The following is a 13874-nucleotide window of genomic DNA, read 5'->3' on the forward strand; positions in this document are numbered from 1 at the left end:
GGATAGCCGACAGCGTTTTGGGCGGCTGAGTTGGGTCGAAGGCGGAAATCCGACAACGTAGGTCGGTGCCACAATCGTCAGCGACGATGAGTGTCCAAATCCGGGAAGGTCCGATGGCGACATCTTTCTACGAACTCAGCGTGCCGACCTTCCTGCAGACCGTGCGTGCCGTTGCGGGCTTCCTCGACCGCGCAAACAGGCACTGCGCCGAGTTGGGCGCCGACCCGGATGAACTTGTGGGAGCCCGGCTCTACGATGACATGGCCCCCTTTCATTTCCAGATCGAGGCTGCTTGGCATCATGCCGTGTGGGGGCTGGAGGCCGCAAAGACCGGTGTGTTCGAGCCACCTGGCTTGGTCGGACCAGTCCCCTTCGTAGAGCTGCAAGTCATGATGGACAAAGCGGAAGCGACGCTGGAGGCTTACGTCCCAGACGAGGTCAACACCTGGACGGGCCGCGACCTCGCGCCGCGTGCACGAAGCCACGGACCTCACGAAGGGCGTCCTCGGCACGGGAAGTAGCGTCGATCATGGTCTGAGCCTCACCGCTTCTGGTGAAAGCGTCTCGGCGCTGATCTGGATCGCCAGCAAAACGATCGAATGGTCCAAGATCAGGGCGGGGTCGGGTGCGCCGCCATGACGACCGCCGCCACGGCCGTCCGGAATGTCTTCTCCTGCGGGCCAGCCCGGTCTCTGATCTCCTCGCGACTGAGCTTGAGAGCGACGAGCGCTGCGATGTCGATGCTGTGCCCGCTGGCGAAGCGATAGGGCTCTGCCGCCGGATCCCGCAGGTAGACGTCGATGGCAGCCACGACCTCTTGGCTCGTGATGATACCCGCCTTGCGCAGGTCCGCGAGGGTCGAAGGTCCTGCCGGCATGGTCGCGCTGATCATTCCCTGACGTTGACTTAGCCGTGCCGCCCAGCCGACATGCCAAGTCCGGCCGGCGCGCGCCTCACGCGAGTCGCCGGAGCAACCAGGAGCACCAACCGCCACAGTAGGACCCTGAAAAGCCAACAGCCCCGACCCGGCAAGGTCGAGGCTGTCGAAATCGAGATGGCCTGTGGGGCCGCTTTTCCAATCCCCACAAGCCACGAAGCGCCCTCGGGCGTCAAGTCGGAACCTCGGTTCCGGCAACGATACCGGCTTGTCTTGAACGGAGCGCACAGCCTGCGCCGCCGATCGTCCCCCTGTGGCCCTGTGAAAAGGGCCGAGACACGTGTTTGCAGACGAAATCCGCCGCGCCATCGAAGCGTCTGACCGAATCACCCTGCCGTCCGTCACGGCGCTGCTGTGGCGCGCGATCGGGGAGGGGAAGGTCACAGAGGCTGAGGCTGAGGCGCTGTCTGGGCTGATCGAAACGCGAACGCTGTCCAAAAGTGGACCGCGATCCGGACAGAGCCCGAACTCAGGGGGAACAGCCAAGCATTCGATCAACCTGCCCGCGCAAAAATGCGTGGGAAGCCCCAGGAGGCCCGGCGTCGGCTCCCGGCCACGCACGGGCGCCTCGCTGGAGCGCCGCCGCCGCTGGGCGGCCTCTGGCAGGCTTCCTCCGGCCATCGCGGCCCGGTTCACGCTGGCCGAGCAGGCCGTTCTCGCCCTGGTGGCGGCCGAGGTGGCCCGCCGCAAGGACTGCCGGCTGTCGATCGAGAACATGGCCGCGGTGACCGGCGTGTCTCGCACCACCGTGAAGAACGCCATCCGGGAGGCCGTGCGCCTCGGGCTCCTGACCGTCGAGGAGCGCCAGATCACCGGCTTCCGCAACGACACCAACGTGATCCGCATCATCAGCCGGGAATGGACCGCCTGGCTGCAGCTGGCACGGCGCCCCCTGTTATCAGGGGGAGGGGTCAAATCCGCGACCACCACGCATACTCAGGTTCTAGATCTAGGAGAATCGAGGAAAACTGAAGCGAAGAAGGGCTGCCGACGAGCGGCGGGCGACCTCGAACGATCAGACCGAGCGAGAATCCGCGCGGGCGGTGGAGGCGGTCGGGCCATGCGGTGACGGTCTGCGGCTGGATAGGATGATGGACACCACTCAGAACGGCACCCGGACTTTCCCCACCGTTCGAGCAACGGAGTTCAGTTTATAATGTAAACTCCTCAATTTGCGGTTGCAGCTCGCAAGTTTGTGACTTTTAAAGACGCTGATGCAGAGGGTTAGTGAATTGTCGTAAGAAATATTTAAGAGGCCGCGCTGTATCACGAATACAGAATCAGGCTGAAGCGTGCCTGATGATCTGTATCTGCCTATCTCCGCATCACGATCCCGCGTCACGGCCGACACGCACTTGTTTCTTCAGACGAAGCGATGTGATGGCTCGTGGCGATGAGATCGGCCTCACGCCATGAGAGCCGTCGGATGTCCCTGCGCCGCCTGACCCGGCTTTCCCTTACGCTCCCGATGCGCCTCAGCCTCGTCGGTACCGTGATGCTCGGTATCGCCTCGGCGACGACAATCGCCACGATCCTGGTCGAGGTCGAAACGGATATGACTCAGCACGCCTCCGCCGTGCTGGAGAGCAACATGAGGCTGTTGCGGCAGAACCTGTCCGACGAGGGTGGCTCGCAGCGCTTCAGCCTGGTCGATGGTCACCTCCAGATCGGATCCCACTCGATCGGGGCCGAGGACCCCGCCGTCGATCGCGTCCGGACCATCATCGGGGGCACCGCCACGATCTTCCTCGGCGATCTGCGCGTGGCGACCAACGTGACTAAATCCGACGGGACTCGCGCTATCGGCACGCGCTTGGCACCCGGACCCGTCTACGATGCGGTGATCAAGCAGGGCCGGCCCTACCGGGGCGAAGCCGAAATCCTCGGGGTCCCGTACTTCACCGCCTATGACCCGATCCTCGCCGCCGACGGCAGTACCCTTGGCATCCTCTACGCCGGCATCGAGCGCACTGACTACCTCGCCATCGTGACTCGTTTGAAAAGGCAAGCCGGTCTGATCGGTGGGCTGCTGGCCCTCGTCTCTAGCGCGGTGCTGTGGTTCTGGATGCGCCGAAGCTTGGCCCCTTTAAAGCGGTTGGCCGAGTCCATGCGGCTTCTGGCGGCGGGCGATGCCACCGTACCCATAGAACGAGCATCTCGACGAGATGAGATCAGCGCCATGGCCGCGGCGGTCCAGGTGTTCAAGGACAGCCTAATCCGGACCCGGGTGCTCGAAGCCGAGACCGCACAGGCCCGCCTCGACGCCGAAGCGCAGCGCAAGGCCGGCATGCGCCAGATGGCCGATGGCTTCGAGCAGGCGGTCGGCGGGATCATCGGCTTGGTCTCAGCCGCCGCGACCGAGCTGCAGGCCACCGCCCAGACCATGACCGCCACGGCGACGGAGACCGCCAGTCAATCGACGACGGTCGCGGCTGCCGCCGAGGAAGCTGCCTCGAACGTCAACACCGTGGCCGCGGCCGCCGAGGAACTGGGCTCGTCGGTGCAGGAGATCAGCCGGCAAGTCGCCGGCTCGGCCGAACTGGCGCAGCGTGCCGTGCGCGAGGCGGATCACACCGGCGCCCTGGTGCAGGAGCTGAGCGCCGCGGTCGCACGCATCGGCGACGTGGTCGGGCTGATCTCGACCATCGCTGGGCAGACCAACCTGCTCGCCCTGAACGCCACGATCGAGGCCGCTCGGGCCGGAGCAGCCGGCAAGGGCTTCGCCGTGGTCGCCTCCGAAGTGAAGGCCCTGGCCGAGCAGACCGCCAAGGCCACACACGAAATCTCCGGACAGATCGCTCAGGTCCAGGCCTCGACCGGTCAGGCGGTCACGGCGATCGCCGGTATCACCGGGCGGATCCGCGAGATCAGCGGTGTGGCGACCTCGATCGCCGCGGGCGTGGAGGAACAGGGGGCGGCGACACAGGAGATCGTGCGCAACGTCAGCCAGGCCGCGATGGGCACCGGCGAGGTGACACACAACATCGCGGGTGTCGCGAGTGCGGCCGAGGACACGGGCGCAGCAGCCAGCCAGGTGCTGGGGGCAGCCTCCGAACTATCCCGTCAATCCGAGCACCTTGCGGCCGAGGTCGGGCGCTTCCTCGCTACGGTGCGGGCAGCATGAGCTTTGCGTCCCCAGCCTTTGGTTTTCTCATCCTGCACTCGTATCGGAGACCAGCCATGCCTGCATCGATCCGCCGGGTATCTCTTCCCCTCCTGCTGTCCGTGGTGACTGTTCTGAGCATCGGCACAAGCGCCGACGCCTGCGGCGATAGCGAAGCTGGTCTCTCTTGCGACGATAGCGGTTCTGGGGCCGAGATGGGCGCCAAATGGATGCTGAGCCGCGCGAGCAAGGCCGTGATGGTCGACAAGGCCAAGGCGCTCGGCGCGTTCACCAAGGGCACGGACGGCTTCCGCACCGCCGACAGTTACGTGTTCTGCGTCGGACCCGATGGCATCATGAGCGCGCATCCCAATCCCATCCTCCAAGGTCACGACGTGCATGACCTGCACGACAAGACCGGCAAGTATTTCATCAAGACGATGGTGGACACGGCCGTGGCCGGCGATGTTAAGGAGATCCGCTACCTGTTCCCGAAGCCCGGCAGCACGGTCGAGGAGCCTAAGACCACCTATTATACGAAGGCTGGCGATCAGACCTGCGGGGTAGGCATCTACGATACCGATACAGCGGCGCCGGCGCTGGCTACTCCGGAGGCGCGCTTGGTAAGCCTGCGCCAGAAGCTCGACGGAGAGATCCCGCAAGCAGCCCGTGCCGACTGGAATGCCTTTCTGGAGACGCTGAACCAGGTCGGTGATGCCCGAACCGCGGCGCTGGCGAAGGCACGCGATGGTCTAAAGGCCGCTGAAGCTGCCCTCAATCTGGACGAGCAGAAATAGGCTCAGTCAGATCGCACTGGACTCACAACCAGGAAGCGCATCGTGGCGCTGGCCAACCTTGTGCCGCTGACAGAGGCAGCGACCTTCACCTTCGGGTGCGCGATGCTGCGCGCGCGGTGGCTTGATCCAGAGCGCGTCGGCTTGGTGCTGATAGCCATTGCGGCCTTGCTGGTTGCCGGGCTGCTGATCGCCCTGACGCCCGAGAGCGTCGGCATCGATGCGAATGCCCTTGATCCGGCTGCCGTATGGCCCCTTTCAATTGAAGCTGACCTCCAGCGCAGGTAGACGCCCCGGCTCCATTTGAGCGCAGAGGGGGCCGGATGGCTGCCGCGCACCACGTCGTTGTAGGTCCGATCGAACTGCGCCTCGCGCCCGACCGTCGAGGCGAGCCGCTGGGTCGGCTGCTCGCCGAACACCGTCGCCATGCGGGCGCGGTTGAAATCGCCCTCGCCCATCAGGTCGCGCTGTAGGGCCACCCGGTCGTTGAGAGTCGTGCCGAGGTGGCGGTCGATCTCGGACCGGAGCCCCGTGCGCTGCATGAACTGCTGCATCGGCGACATCGCCGCGGTCTCTGCCGCGAGCTGCCCCGGTCGAACCGCGTCCCGGCCCGCGTTGAGCAGCGTCTGCCCGCGCTCGAAGGCGTCACCGCCCGCGAAGTACTGCTGCGCCGTGCGGTTCGCATCGGCGTAACCCGGGACCTGCGCCTCTAGGGCATCGTTGAGAGCGCCACGAACCTGACCGAGCCGGTTGACCGTGCTGGCCCCCGCAGACCCGTACTGCGTCTGGGCCTGATGGATGGCGCTGTCCAAGGCCTCCTTGGCGTTGTGCAGAGCCTCCGGCCGGCGATCCGGGATCATGGCCTGCCCGACGCCCTGCACGTCGCCGTCATGGTGCAGGAGGTTCCAGGCGCGAGCCAAGGCGTCGGCCGCCGGGCCCTTCTCCTGGCTGCGGAGATCGCCGATCATGCCGAGCACGTTGCTCGTGTCGACCTGCACGGGCTGCCCCACGGCCTGCCGATACATCGGCGGCACGACCTGGTCATAGCTCTGCTGCCGCGCCGCGCGCACCGTGGCTGGGTCTGCGGCGGGACCGAGCGCCTGGTCCACATCACCACGGATCCGGGCGTTGGCGCCGGTCGCCCGCGTCTCCAGAGGCGTCACGATGGCGCCGCGCGTCGCGGGCTCGACCGCGAGACCCTGTGCCCGTCCCCCATCCCGGCCGCGCCTCGGCCTCGCGCGCGTGCGCGCCCGTGAGCGAGCAGAGTGTGCAGGGTGTGGCCTGGCCCGGGATCGGGAGGCAGGCGCCGTGATTGCCGCCCTCCCCGATCCGCCGACACCGGCCAGCATCCTCACCCTGATCCAGGACATTGAGCGCCATGGGCCGGCCGCCCCGGCAGCCCTCGCCTTCCGGTCCGCCCTGTTTCGTGCCGGCCTGGAGGCGCACGCGGCCGGCGGTCCCGCAACCCTCGACGCCATACGGCGCGAGATCACGGCCGCGGACCCTCGCCGGACCAAGGCCCGCGCTGCCATCCTGGCCGCCGCATGGTCCGGCTTGTTGGAGAGTAACGGAGATCCTGCGTGAGTGCGCTGTCCGCGACGCACGGGCTGCACTACTGCCCGCGAAGCGCCTGCTGGATCTCGGCCATGCTCGGCTTCTGGGCCGCAGCCATTCTCGTTTCCGAATGCCACGAGGACACTTGGGCGCGGCCCATGGGGTTAAGCTTCGAGGCGTCGGCTGGACTGATGGCCCCATTCTGCGCCAACGCGATCATACCGGCCATAAGAGCCAAGCCGATCGTAATGCTGGCGAGGATCGGCGTGAGGTGCCGCGCGTGCTCGCGCCACTCGTGGATCGCTGCACACCCGAAGGTGAAGGCCGCGGCTATCAAGACCGCGAACGCCTGTTCGGTCATGACATAGCCCACTGTCCCGAGATCCATTTCGATCACAGATGCGCGTATGAGAACGCACAATCCTTTGGTCCAACTTCCGTCCGGTCTCCGAGAAGGCTACGCCCGGAGGCGATGATCTGGACGGTCTGTCGGCTATGGCATGCCGTCCGCGCCATGACCTCCAAATCGCGCAGATACGAAATCAGCAACTCGTGCGGAACTTCATCTGTGTTAAGAGCTTCGCCAACTTTCGACGAAACGTTATGCTCAAGCTCGGCCCAGAAATTGCCGGGAATTTCTGTTTGATGGATCACGGATGCCGCTCGTTCTGAAGGTGCGGACCCTTGTTGGCTATCAACGAGCTGAGTACTCCATCGGATGATGAGGTTCGAATCATTTTAATGGGCAGCTTTATTAGCCGCGAGCGAGTCGCCATCAATGCCGGCATTGAGACGGCCCGCCAGATGGCGCTCACCGCGGCCGTCACCATCGAGGTCCGGGACGACGCGAGCCGGGTTCAGCACCAAGCCGCGGTCGCAGCCCTGCAGGCCTTGGCCGAAGGCGCGCGAGACCTGATGCTGCGGGGCGAGATCGAGAAGGCCGGCTGACCCTCGCGCGCGCGCGCGTATTGGTGCGAAAACCCCTATCCGTAGAGCCGGACGAGCCGCGCCATCCATCGCAAATCAGCCTTCGCGTGCCGAATGGTCGCCCGCATCTCGCGGTTCTGCGCTGCCAGTGCCCGCCGGTTCGCGACGTAGGCGGCAGAGCGCCGACCGTGCGTCAGGGTTGCCGTCTGAGCGCGCTCTAACCCCTCGGCCGTCCTCGCCCCGGTGCTACGCCCGCCGTGCATTCTGCATTTGCTATTTGCCATCGCCGGCCCCTGGCACGGGCAGCCGGATCGGGTCTTAGCCCCGCACCGCGCTGCCGCCTGCGCCCGGATTAGCGCCTCTCGCCAGTCTGGAACGTGGCGGGGTGCATGGGGTGGGTCGTCGCTTTTGGATAAAGCCCCCATTACCCACCCTTCCGTTTTCCGCGGGAGACCCCCGTCTGCCCACCGATCACAGCCTGCGCACCAGCCTCGACCTGGTTGTACTGCACGACGACAACCTGCCGGCCACCGGACCGGACCTTCTGCAGCGTCTGCAGCCCAGCTTGGAACGACCCGTTGAGCCGTGCCGTAGCACCCGCCAGTCGACCCACCTCAATGCATGCTGCCTGGCAGGCCGCGCCCATCGTCCGATCGGCGATGTCGAGTTGCTTCCCCAGGAGCGCCGCCGACTTCATCGCCGCGACGTGGGTTGCCGCAAGCTGATGGGCCAGCATCCGTTCGAGCCCGTCGGCCGCCTGGATCGTGTCGGCCGTGTCCAGCGCGAGGTCGAGGGCGCCGGCGTCTTCCGCCAGTTGGAGGCGGCTACGGCTGGCGTCGGCGCCGATCGCGTCGGGGCTCACCAGCGTGTCGAGGACCGCGGGCAGAACCGTGGATGTGAAATCGTCGCCGGGCAGCAGCTCGCCGCCGACCGTCCGCGCCGGAACCTGGGCCAGGGGTTCGCGGCTGGCGGCATCATGCCGATCCGCTGCGCCGGATCGCGCGCCGCGTTCCTCTGCCCGGATGCGGGCCGCCCAGAGCGCGCCCTCGCTTGCCTTACGTGTCATCCTCATGCCCCTACAGAAACCCGGAGCCGCTGTGCCCTTTGAAGGCGTTGGCCCGGCGAATGTACCCGACGACCGTCCGCGGGTCCCTGTGGCCCGACTGATCCATGATCCGGGCGAGATCCGCCCCACGCTCGGCCGCCGTGGTGATGTAGCCAGCCCGCAGGCTGTGCGCTCCGAACGTCGAGGCATCGAGGCCCGCGGCGGCGCAGTATTGCTTCACCACCCGCTCGACCGTCTTGGGCCCGAGACGTTCGCCCTCGACCCTGCCGGCCTTGTTCACCGGCCGGAACACCGCCCCTGTCGTGATGCCCGCCGCGTCGAGCCATTCACGGACTAAGGCGACGGGCCGGATCAGACGACCGTGCGGGATAGCCTTCTCGAACCCCTGCCCTTCCTGGTCCACCTTCGATCGCCGGACGAGCACCCGCAGGCCGTCGGGATCCTCGCGCAGGTCCTCGACATCGAGCGCCACCAGTTCGGAGCGCCGGAACGCGCCCGCGAAGCCGAGCGCCAGCAACGCGCGATCCCGCTTGCCCGTCAGGGTGTCCGGCGTCCGCATCAGTAGGGCCGCCAGGATATCGGCGGTCGCGGCGACCTTCTGAACCGGGCGCGTGCCGACATGGCGCCGAATGCCGCGCATCCCCTCGCGCAAGCCCTCATCGTCCGTTGGGTCTGCGAAACCGGCCAGCTTGTGCGCGTACCGGATCGCGGCGAGCCGCCGGGCGATGGTCGACGCTTTGGCGCCGCGCGTCGCCTCGCGGCTCAAGAACTCCAGCACGGCGAGCGGCGTCGCCGGCATGGCCTGGAACCCGAACCGATCGCACCAAGCCGCGAACTGCGCGACATCGCTGGCATAGGCCCGCTGCGTGCTTTTGGCCTTGCCGCCACGCTGGAACGCCTTGGCCTGATCCGACAGGCCGGCGACGACCGGCAGGCCGGCGCTCACCTCCGGCGCGCGAGATTTCAGGCCCGACATCGCATCGTGTCCGATAACTGTCCTTCTCAGACACTATCACACGCGCTAAGTTCGTGCGAGTGCCACCTCAAGATACCGCTTTTATCACACCACTAAAGTGTGATGACGTGCGGCAACGGCATTCTGGTGAGCGGCTGCATGAAAGACCCGGATCAAGAGCTGGCCTCCGCCCTCGCCGCGATCGGCGGCGAGTTCTGCCCGAATGAGCTCGCATATCTTGCGACGACGATGAAGGTCGAGGCCTCGATCCGCGACCGCCTCGCCTTCAGGCTGCACCAAGATTACGAGCCGTCCGGCTACATCGTCGCCCGGGAATGGAACAGGGTCGACCTGGCCGTGCTCGACCCGGCCGGCGCGCCGCTCGCTCTCGTCGAGCTTAAGGCGATGTATACCTTCGACGCGTTCGGCAACCTCCGGCACTTCACCGACGCGACTACGGCTGACGAGATAAAGGCCCAACGCCTCGCCGTCGGTGGAACCGCCGTCTACTCGTTGCTGCTCGCTACCCACCTCGGGGGCGCCATCGAGCCTCGGTTCCTAAAACCGGTGAAGTACTCGGGCGGGATCAACCGGGCGATCACGAAGCACGGCAATGCCGCAGCGGTCCGCGCTCAGGCCTGCGAGACCATCGACAAGGGCCTGGCGGCTCGCGCCGTTGTAGCCCGCGGCGAGGTCGAAGGCGGGGCTGCCTTCGGCCAATCCGCCTCAATCCTTTACTGGCTCATCCGCAACGACGGGCACGCCACGATGGCGGCAGGATAAAGTTTTTATGAGAATTTTATACCACCACAATAGCGAGATATTGGCGCCGTCATGGTGAGAATCATCGGTCTTGCGCAGAGCAAGGGCGGCGTCGGCAAGACGACCACGGCTCTGAACCTCGCGGCCGAACTGCATCGGCGCGGGCGCACCGTCGCGGTGCTCGACGCGGATCCGGCCGCGCATGCCGCCTCGATCGCCGAGGATGGGCAACTGCCGTTTAAGGTCGCCCCGCATCTCCTCGAGGAGGATGCCGACGCGGCGGTCTCGGCGTGGGTGAAGACCGTGCGGGGGCAGGGGACTGACTTCGTGCTGATCGACGCACCTGGTGCGATGGGCGCCGCGTTCGGCGCGACGATCGCCGTGTCCGACCTCGTGCTGGTCCCAGCTGGCTCGACGGTGCTGGACCTGCGCGGCGCGGCCGAGACGGTCGGCACGATCCGTAGGCATCGGAAGGCCGCCAAGCGGGACCGGCCGGATATCCTCATCGTCCCGAGCCGCATCGACCGGCGCACCGGGGCAGGGCGCGATGTGGTGACGACGCTAGCCGCTCTCACCGAGCCGGTGGCGCCGGCCATCTCCTATCGCGCCATCGTGGCCGACAGCCTCGCGACGGGTGAGGCCGTGCCACCGGATACGCCGTCCGCCGCCGAGTTCGCCGCGCTCGCTGACGCCGTCATGGTCCGCCTGGGAGAGACCCAATGAGCCGCCGCCCGAACGTCTCACAGACGCTGGCGATGAAGGCTGCAGCGGCGGCAGCCCGTGAGGTTGAGCAGGACGAGGACCCGCCGCCGGCAGCCTTAGAACCCCAGCTCGCGCCGGTCGCCGAGATGCCGCAGCCGAGCGAAGCCGAAGAGAGCGCGAAGCCAGTCGGCAGGCCCAAGGGGCGCCGGCCGGTCGCAGCGCGGCAGACGGTCTACCTCGATGACGCCCGGCATGCAGCGCTTGCCCGCATCGCCGAGGATCGCGGCCGTTCGATCCATTCCCTGATCTTGGAGGGGATAGACCACGTGATCGGCAAGCCGTCGGCGCGCGGGTGGCAATAGCGTTCATCTGTCACCGCAATAGTGTTTTCGTGGTGTTGGAAAAATACTGTTTAAGCGCGAGATCGATGCTACCCGCCGCGGACGCGGTCGGAAGGTGCGCGAGGCCGGGCGGCTTTCTCACAGGGATCCGCCCGGCCTAACGCTGCGTCGCTGATCGAGGCAGGTACATCCAGACTTACGGCCTCGTGACTGACGTTTCTGGTTCGTGTACGCCGGCTGCGCGATCAGGAGCAGGCGCGTATGGATCGAACGCAACGCCTTCTGCAGTCCTTAGGCAAGGATGCCCGCCTCATTGAGGTCGGACCTAGCTTCAGTCCACTGGCGCCCAAGCGTAACGGCTGGAACACCTTCGTGATCGACCATGCGTCCCGTGAAGAGCTGTTGATCAAGTACGCCGACCAAGACACATCTCGGATCGAAGAGGTGGACTTCGTCTGGCAGGGCGGCTCTATCGCCGATGCTGTGCCGGCAGATCAGCACGGCACCTTCGATGCCTTCATCGCGAGCCACGTCATCGAACACACGACTGACGTCGTGACCTTTCTGAAGGCCGCTGAGACGCTGATCCGTCCCGACGGGATCATCATCCTCGCCGTCCCCGACAAGCGGAAATGCTTCGACTTCTACCGACACCCTTCGACGACGGCCGACGCCATCATCGCATTCCAAGAGAGGCGAGTTCGCCACGACGTCCGAACGCACTTCGAGTACGCGATGCGCATGTCCAACAAGGGCGGCGCGCCTGGTTGGGGCATGGACGATACGCGGCAGGCCGTCATCGCGTTCTCGTTCGACGAAGCTCATCGACAGCTCACCGTTGCAACGCGGTCCGACTACGTCGACGCCCACAACTGGGTGTTCGTGCCGGCGAGCTTTCACTTGATGCTCTTTGAGCTTGCCACCATGGGCTATCTCGATCTGCGCGCGGAAGAGATCGTAGAGGCCGAGGCCACCGAGTTTTACGCCTGGCTACGGAAGGGCCGTGAGACCCCTGATGCGAGCGATCTCCAGGCAATCCGTGCGCAATTGATGGATCGCATCGTCATCGAACTCGCTGACCAGTCTCGCCAGATCGCAACGAGCCCCTTGAGCACGCTCCGCTCGGCCCAGGCCATGGCCGATCAGATTGCGGAAGCCGAGTCACGCACGGAAAGAGCAGAAACACAGAGGGAGGCCGCTGAATATCGGCTGGAGGCGATGCAGGCTGTCCTAGAGGCGGTGCGAGCAAGCACGAGTTGGCGAGGACTCGATCGAAGGAAGTTTCAGGGTCTGATTGCCGAGGCGAGCCGATCAATCCCACCTACGGGCCCGGCTGCCGTTCAGCATCTTGTCCTGCTGGCCGAGGCACGCAGGATGTTGGGGTTACAGAGTATGCTGGCAAATGCCGAGCGCAGCGCCGGCGAGCCGTAGCGACAGGTAAGCTACGCGAGGCCGGGCGAGCCGTGATGATAGGGCCGCCCGGCCGGTGCGCGGAGGCGGCAGATCAAAACCCAGGGCTCAAATCGGGTGAGCCAGCCGATTCTCGATCCAGTTCTGTGCCTCATCGAGGTCAGCGAAGGTGGGCGGGGACGCGCTGCTCACCAGCCCGAAGCCCGCCTCCAGGAACCACATCCCGGCCAAGTCGTTGTGAAATCCTGAGAGCTGCACAAGCACCGCGGCCAGGAAGCCGTCAGCGAAGACGAGCTGGCCTTCGGCATCGTAGCTGTTCGTTCCGACCTGCACAGGCTGTAGGCGTAGGGTCATCCGGCCGCCCGCCTCTCCAACTGCAGGTACGTGGGGTCAAACTCGGAAGCCCGCAGGAGTTCGTCCCACGCCTCGATCACGAGCATCTGGCTCCGAAGCGTGATCAGGGTTCGGCCGCGCATCTCCCGCAGCACGCGGTTGACGTGCACGGAGGTGAGCCCCAGCGCGTCGGCGAGATCGGTCTGGGTGATCGGCAGCGGACAGCGGTGATCGCCAGCCAAGCCCACCGCGTTCAGCTTCAGGTACAGCTCGCAGAACAGGTGCGCGACGTGCTCGAAGGCCGAGCGTCGGCCCATGCTGACCAGCCACTCGCGGAAGATCGCTGCGTCGATTAGGGTGTCGCGCCAGAAGGCGGCCGCGAGGCCGGGGTGGCGCGCCGTCAGCTCCCGCAAGTTCTCGTGTGGGATGAAGGCTACGACGGCCTTGGTCAGCGTAGCGAGGCTGTGATCCATGGTGGGGATGTGCAGGCTCTGCAGATCCGGGATGTCGCCCGCGATATGGAACGAGAAGATCTGGCGCTTGCCCTGACTGAGGAGCTTGTACCGGCAGGCCCATCCGTCGAGGATGAGGGAGCTATGCGTGGGCTGGTCGCCGTCGCGCACGATGTCCTGGCGAGCGTCGAGGTTGTGGATCCTCACCGGCAGACCCTGGATGGCCTGACGCTCCGCGTCCGAGAGGGTGGCGATGCTCTCCAGCTTGCGGATGAGCATGCCCATGGCGTGCTGGTTGGGGGCTGAGTTCATGGTGCTTCACCTTGGCAATGCAGGTGGAAGCGCACGGCTCTTCCGGCCATCAGCACCTGGATCGGATTAGCTGATGATGGTCACTTCGATAAACCGATGTTATTTTCGTGTTCTGTCATAAGACGCGTTTCTGCAGTGGTTATTCAACCGTGGCACTAGCTTCCAATCGCCCTCTGTTTCAACAGCGCGTCGAGGGCATGGCTTTCAGCAAGATCCGTATATACGA

General features: G+C 65.7%; 19 protein-coding genes. 10 read left to right on the forward strand and 9 right to left on the reverse strand.

All coding sequences use genetic code 11. From position 1 onward, the window contains the following. Positions 1-113: 113 nt before the first annotated feature. A complete protein-coding gene (locus tag AC3IF1_RS30665) occupies positions 114-521 on the forward strand; it encodes a DUF1993 family protein (protein ID WP_489220858.1) in 408 nt (135 codons plus the stop codon). Between the two features lie 89 nt (positions 522-610). On the opposite strand, the gene AC3IF1_RS30670 is transcribed toward AC3IF1_RS30665, so the two are convergent. Continuing rightward, the gene (locus AC3IF1_RS30670; protein WP_489220859.1) at positions 611-877 is read right to left on the reverse strand and encodes a hypothetical protein; all 267 of its coding nucleotides are present in this window, start codon (positions 875-877) and stop codon (positions 611-613) included. Positions 878-1217: 340 nt separating this feature from the next. Between AC3IF1_RS30670 and AC3IF1_RS30675 the strand changes: the two genes are divergently transcribed. The 3 genes from AC3IF1_RS30675 (at position 1218) to AC3IF1_RS30685 (ending at position 4837) form a co-directional block, all read left to right on the forward strand. Next, entirely contained in the window at positions 1218-2006 is a 789-nt protein-coding gene (locus tag AC3IF1_RS30675; RefSeq protein ID WP_489220860.1) for a helix-turn-helix domain-containing protein, read from the forward strand. A gap of 357 nt (positions 2007-2363) precedes the next feature. After that, positions 2364-4061 carry a methyl-accepting chemotaxis protein gene (locus AC3IF1_RS30680; protein ID WP_489220861.1) on the forward strand — a complete coding sequence of 566 codons (1698 nt, stop codon included), beginning with the start codon at positions 2364-2366 and terminating at the stop codon, positions 4059-4061. A 56-nt stretch (positions 4062-4117) separates the two neighbouring features. Then, positions 4118-4837, forward strand: a complete 720-nt coding sequence (locus tag AC3IF1_RS30685) for a cache domain-containing protein (RefSeq protein WP_489220862.1) — start codon at positions 4118-4120, stop codon at positions 4835-4837. A 2-nt stretch (positions 4838-4839) separates the two neighbouring features. Here AC3IF1_RS30685 and AC3IF1_RS30690 read toward each other — a convergent pair whose 3' ends face one another. Further along, a complete protein-coding gene (locus AC3IF1_RS30690) occupies positions 4840-5997 on the reverse strand; it encodes a hypothetical protein (RefSeq protein ID WP_489220863.1) in 1158 nt (385 codons plus the stop codon). Positions 5998-6142: 145 nt separating this feature from the next. On the opposite strand from AC3IF1_RS30690, the gene AC3IF1_RS30695 reads away from it, so the two are divergent. Next, positions 6143-6418 carry a hypothetical protein gene (locus AC3IF1_RS30695; protein ID WP_489220864.1) on the forward strand — a complete coding sequence of 92 codons (276 nt, stop codon included), beginning with the start codon at positions 6143-6145 and terminating at the stop codon, positions 6416-6418. Between the two features lie 28 nt (positions 6419-6446). On the opposite strand, the gene AC3IF1_RS30700 is transcribed toward AC3IF1_RS30695, so the two are convergent. Beyond that, on the reverse strand, positions 6447-6749 hold the full coding sequence (locus AC3IF1_RS30700; protein WP_489220865.1) for a hypothetical protein: 303 nt from the start codon (positions 6747-6749) through the stop codon (positions 6447-6449). Positions 6750-6781: 32 nt separating this feature from the next. Beyond that, complete coding sequence (locus AC3IF1_RS30705) at positions 6782-7042, reverse strand: hypothetical protein (RefSeq protein WP_489220866.1); 261 nt, start codon at positions 7040-7042, stop codon at positions 6782-6784. 33 nt (positions 7043-7075) lie between these two features. On the opposite strand from AC3IF1_RS30705, the gene AC3IF1_RS30710 reads away from it, so the two are divergent. Then, positions 7076-7336, forward strand: coding sequence for a hypothetical protein (locus AC3IF1_RS30710; RefSeq protein ID WP_489220867.1), 261 nt, complete (start codon positions 7076-7078; stop codon positions 7334-7336). Between the two features lie 35 nt (positions 7337-7371). Here AC3IF1_RS30710 and AC3IF1_RS30715 read toward each other — a convergent pair whose 3' ends face one another. From AC3IF1_RS30715 to AC3IF1_RS30725, 3 genes are read right to left on the reverse strand one after another with little or no spacing between them, the layout of a single operon-like run. Next, complete coding sequence (locus tag AC3IF1_RS30715; RefSeq protein ID WP_489220868.1) at positions 7372-7740, reverse strand: HGGxSTG domain-containing protein; 369 nt, start codon at positions 7738-7740, stop codon at positions 7372-7374. Beyond that, complete coding sequence (locus AC3IF1_RS30720; protein ID WP_489220869.1) at positions 7740-8381, reverse strand: hypothetical protein; 642 nt, start codon at positions 8379-8381, stop codon at positions 7740-7742. The genes AC3IF1_RS30715 and AC3IF1_RS30720 overlap by 1 nt, the downstream gene beginning before the upstream one ends. Positions 8382-8391: 10 nt before the next feature. After that, the gene (locus tag AC3IF1_RS30725; RefSeq protein WP_489220870.1) at positions 8392-9357 is read right to left on the reverse strand and encodes a tyrosine-type recombinase/integrase; all 966 of its coding nucleotides are present in this window, start codon (positions 9355-9357) and stop codon (positions 8392-8394) included. Between the two features lie 138 nt (positions 9358-9495). Here AC3IF1_RS30725 and AC3IF1_RS30730 point away from each other — a divergent pair, with 138 nt between their 5' ends. The 4 genes from AC3IF1_RS30730 (at position 9496) to AC3IF1_RS30745 (ending at position 12572) form a co-directional block, all read left to right on the forward strand. Then, positions 9496-10119, forward strand: a complete 624-nt coding sequence (locus tag AC3IF1_RS30730; protein WP_489220871.1) for a hypothetical protein — start codon at positions 9496-9498, stop codon at positions 10117-10119. A 51-nt stretch (positions 10120-10170) separates the two neighbouring features. After that, positions 10171-10821, forward strand: coding sequence for a ParA family protein (locus AC3IF1_RS30735; RefSeq protein WP_489220872.1), 651 nt, complete (start codon positions 10171-10173; stop codon positions 10819-10821). Beyond that, positions 10818-11162: a hypothetical protein gene (locus AC3IF1_RS30740; RefSeq protein WP_489220873.1), complete on the forward strand. Its 345-nt coding sequence runs from the start codon at positions 10818-10820 to the stop codon at positions 11160-11162. The genes AC3IF1_RS30735 and AC3IF1_RS30740 overlap by 4 nt, the downstream gene beginning before the upstream one ends. Before the next feature lie 240 nt (positions 11163-11402). Further along, a complete protein-coding gene (locus AC3IF1_RS30745; protein WP_489220874.1) occupies positions 11403-12572 on the forward strand; it encodes a methyltransferase domain-containing protein in 1170 nt (389 codons plus the stop codon). Positions 12573-12659: 87 nt separating this feature from the next. Here AC3IF1_RS30745 and AC3IF1_RS30750 read toward each other — a convergent pair whose 3' ends face one another. Together AC3IF1_RS30750 and AC3IF1_RS30755 are read right to left on the reverse strand one after the other, a co-directional pair. Further along, positions 12660-12905 carry a hypothetical protein gene (locus AC3IF1_RS30750; RefSeq protein ID WP_489220875.1) on the reverse strand — a complete coding sequence of 82 codons (246 nt, stop codon included), beginning with the start codon at positions 12903-12905 and terminating at the stop codon, positions 12660-12662. Then, a complete protein-coding gene (locus AC3IF1_RS30755) occupies positions 12902-13648 on the reverse strand; it encodes a Crp/Fnr family transcriptional regulator (RefSeq protein WP_489220876.1) in 747 nt (248 codons plus the stop codon). The genes AC3IF1_RS30750 and AC3IF1_RS30755 overlap by 4 nt, the downstream gene beginning before the upstream one ends. Positions 13649-13874: the final 226 nt, after the last annotated feature.

The sequence above is a fragment of the Methylobacterium sp. E-012 genome, from assembly GCF_057836545.1.

Excerpts from the sequence above, each read along its gene's own strand:
- AC3IF1_RS30665 (WP_489220858.1), top strand. The coding sequence starts at position 114 with ATGGCGACATCTTTCTACGAACTCAGCGTGCCGACCTTCCTGCAGACC.
- AC3IF1_RS30670 (WP_489220859.1), bottom strand. The coding sequence starts at position 877 with ATGCCGGCAGGACCTTCGACCCTCGCGGACCTGCGCAAGGCGGGTATC.
- AC3IF1_RS30680 (WP_489220861.1), top strand. The coding sequence starts at position 2,364 with ATGTCCCTGCGCCGCCTGACCCGGCTTTCCCTTACGCTCCCGATGCGC.
- AC3IF1_RS30685 (WP_489220862.1), top strand. The coding sequence starts at position 4,118 with ATGCCTGCATCGATCCGCCGGGTATCTCTTCCCCTCCTGCTGTCCGTG.
- AC3IF1_RS30700 (WP_489220865.1), bottom strand. The coding sequence starts at position 6,749 with ATGACCGAACAGGCGTTCGCGGTCTTGATAGCCGCGGCCTTCACCTTC.
- AC3IF1_RS30715 (WP_489220868.1), bottom strand. The coding sequence starts at position 7,740 with ATGGGGGCTTTATCCAAAAGCGACGACCCACCCCATGCACCCCGCCAC.
- AC3IF1_RS30720 (WP_489220869.1), bottom strand. The coding sequence starts at position 8,381 with ATGACACGTAAGGCAAGCGAGGGCGCGCTCTGGGCGGCCCGCATCCGG.
- AC3IF1_RS30725 (WP_489220870.1), bottom strand. The coding sequence starts at position 9,357 with ATGTCGGGCCTGAAATCTCGCGCGCCGGAGGTGAGCGCCGGCCTGCCG.
- AC3IF1_RS30730 (WP_489220871.1), top strand. The coding sequence starts at position 9,496 with ATGAAAGACCCGGATCAAGAGCTGGCCTCCGCCCTCGCCGCGATCGGC.
- AC3IF1_RS30735 (WP_489220872.1), top strand. The coding sequence starts at position 10,171 with ATGGTGAGAATCATCGGTCTTGCGCAGAGCAAGGGCGGCGTCGGCAAG.
- AC3IF1_RS30740 (WP_489220873.1), top strand. The coding sequence starts at position 10,818 with ATGAGCCGCCGCCCGAACGTCTCACAGACGCTGGCGATGAAGGCTGCA.
- AC3IF1_RS30745 (WP_489220874.1), top strand. The coding sequence starts at position 11,403 with ATGGATCGAACGCAACGCCTTCTGCAGTCCTTAGGCAAGGATGCCCGC.
- AC3IF1_RS30750 (WP_489220875.1), bottom strand. The coding sequence starts at position 12,905 with ATGACCCTACGCCTACAGCCTGTGCAGGTCGGAACGAACAGCTACGAT.
- AC3IF1_RS30755 (WP_489220876.1), bottom strand. The coding sequence starts at position 13,648 with ATGAACTCAGCCCCCAACCAGCACGCCATGGGCATGCTCATCCGCAAG.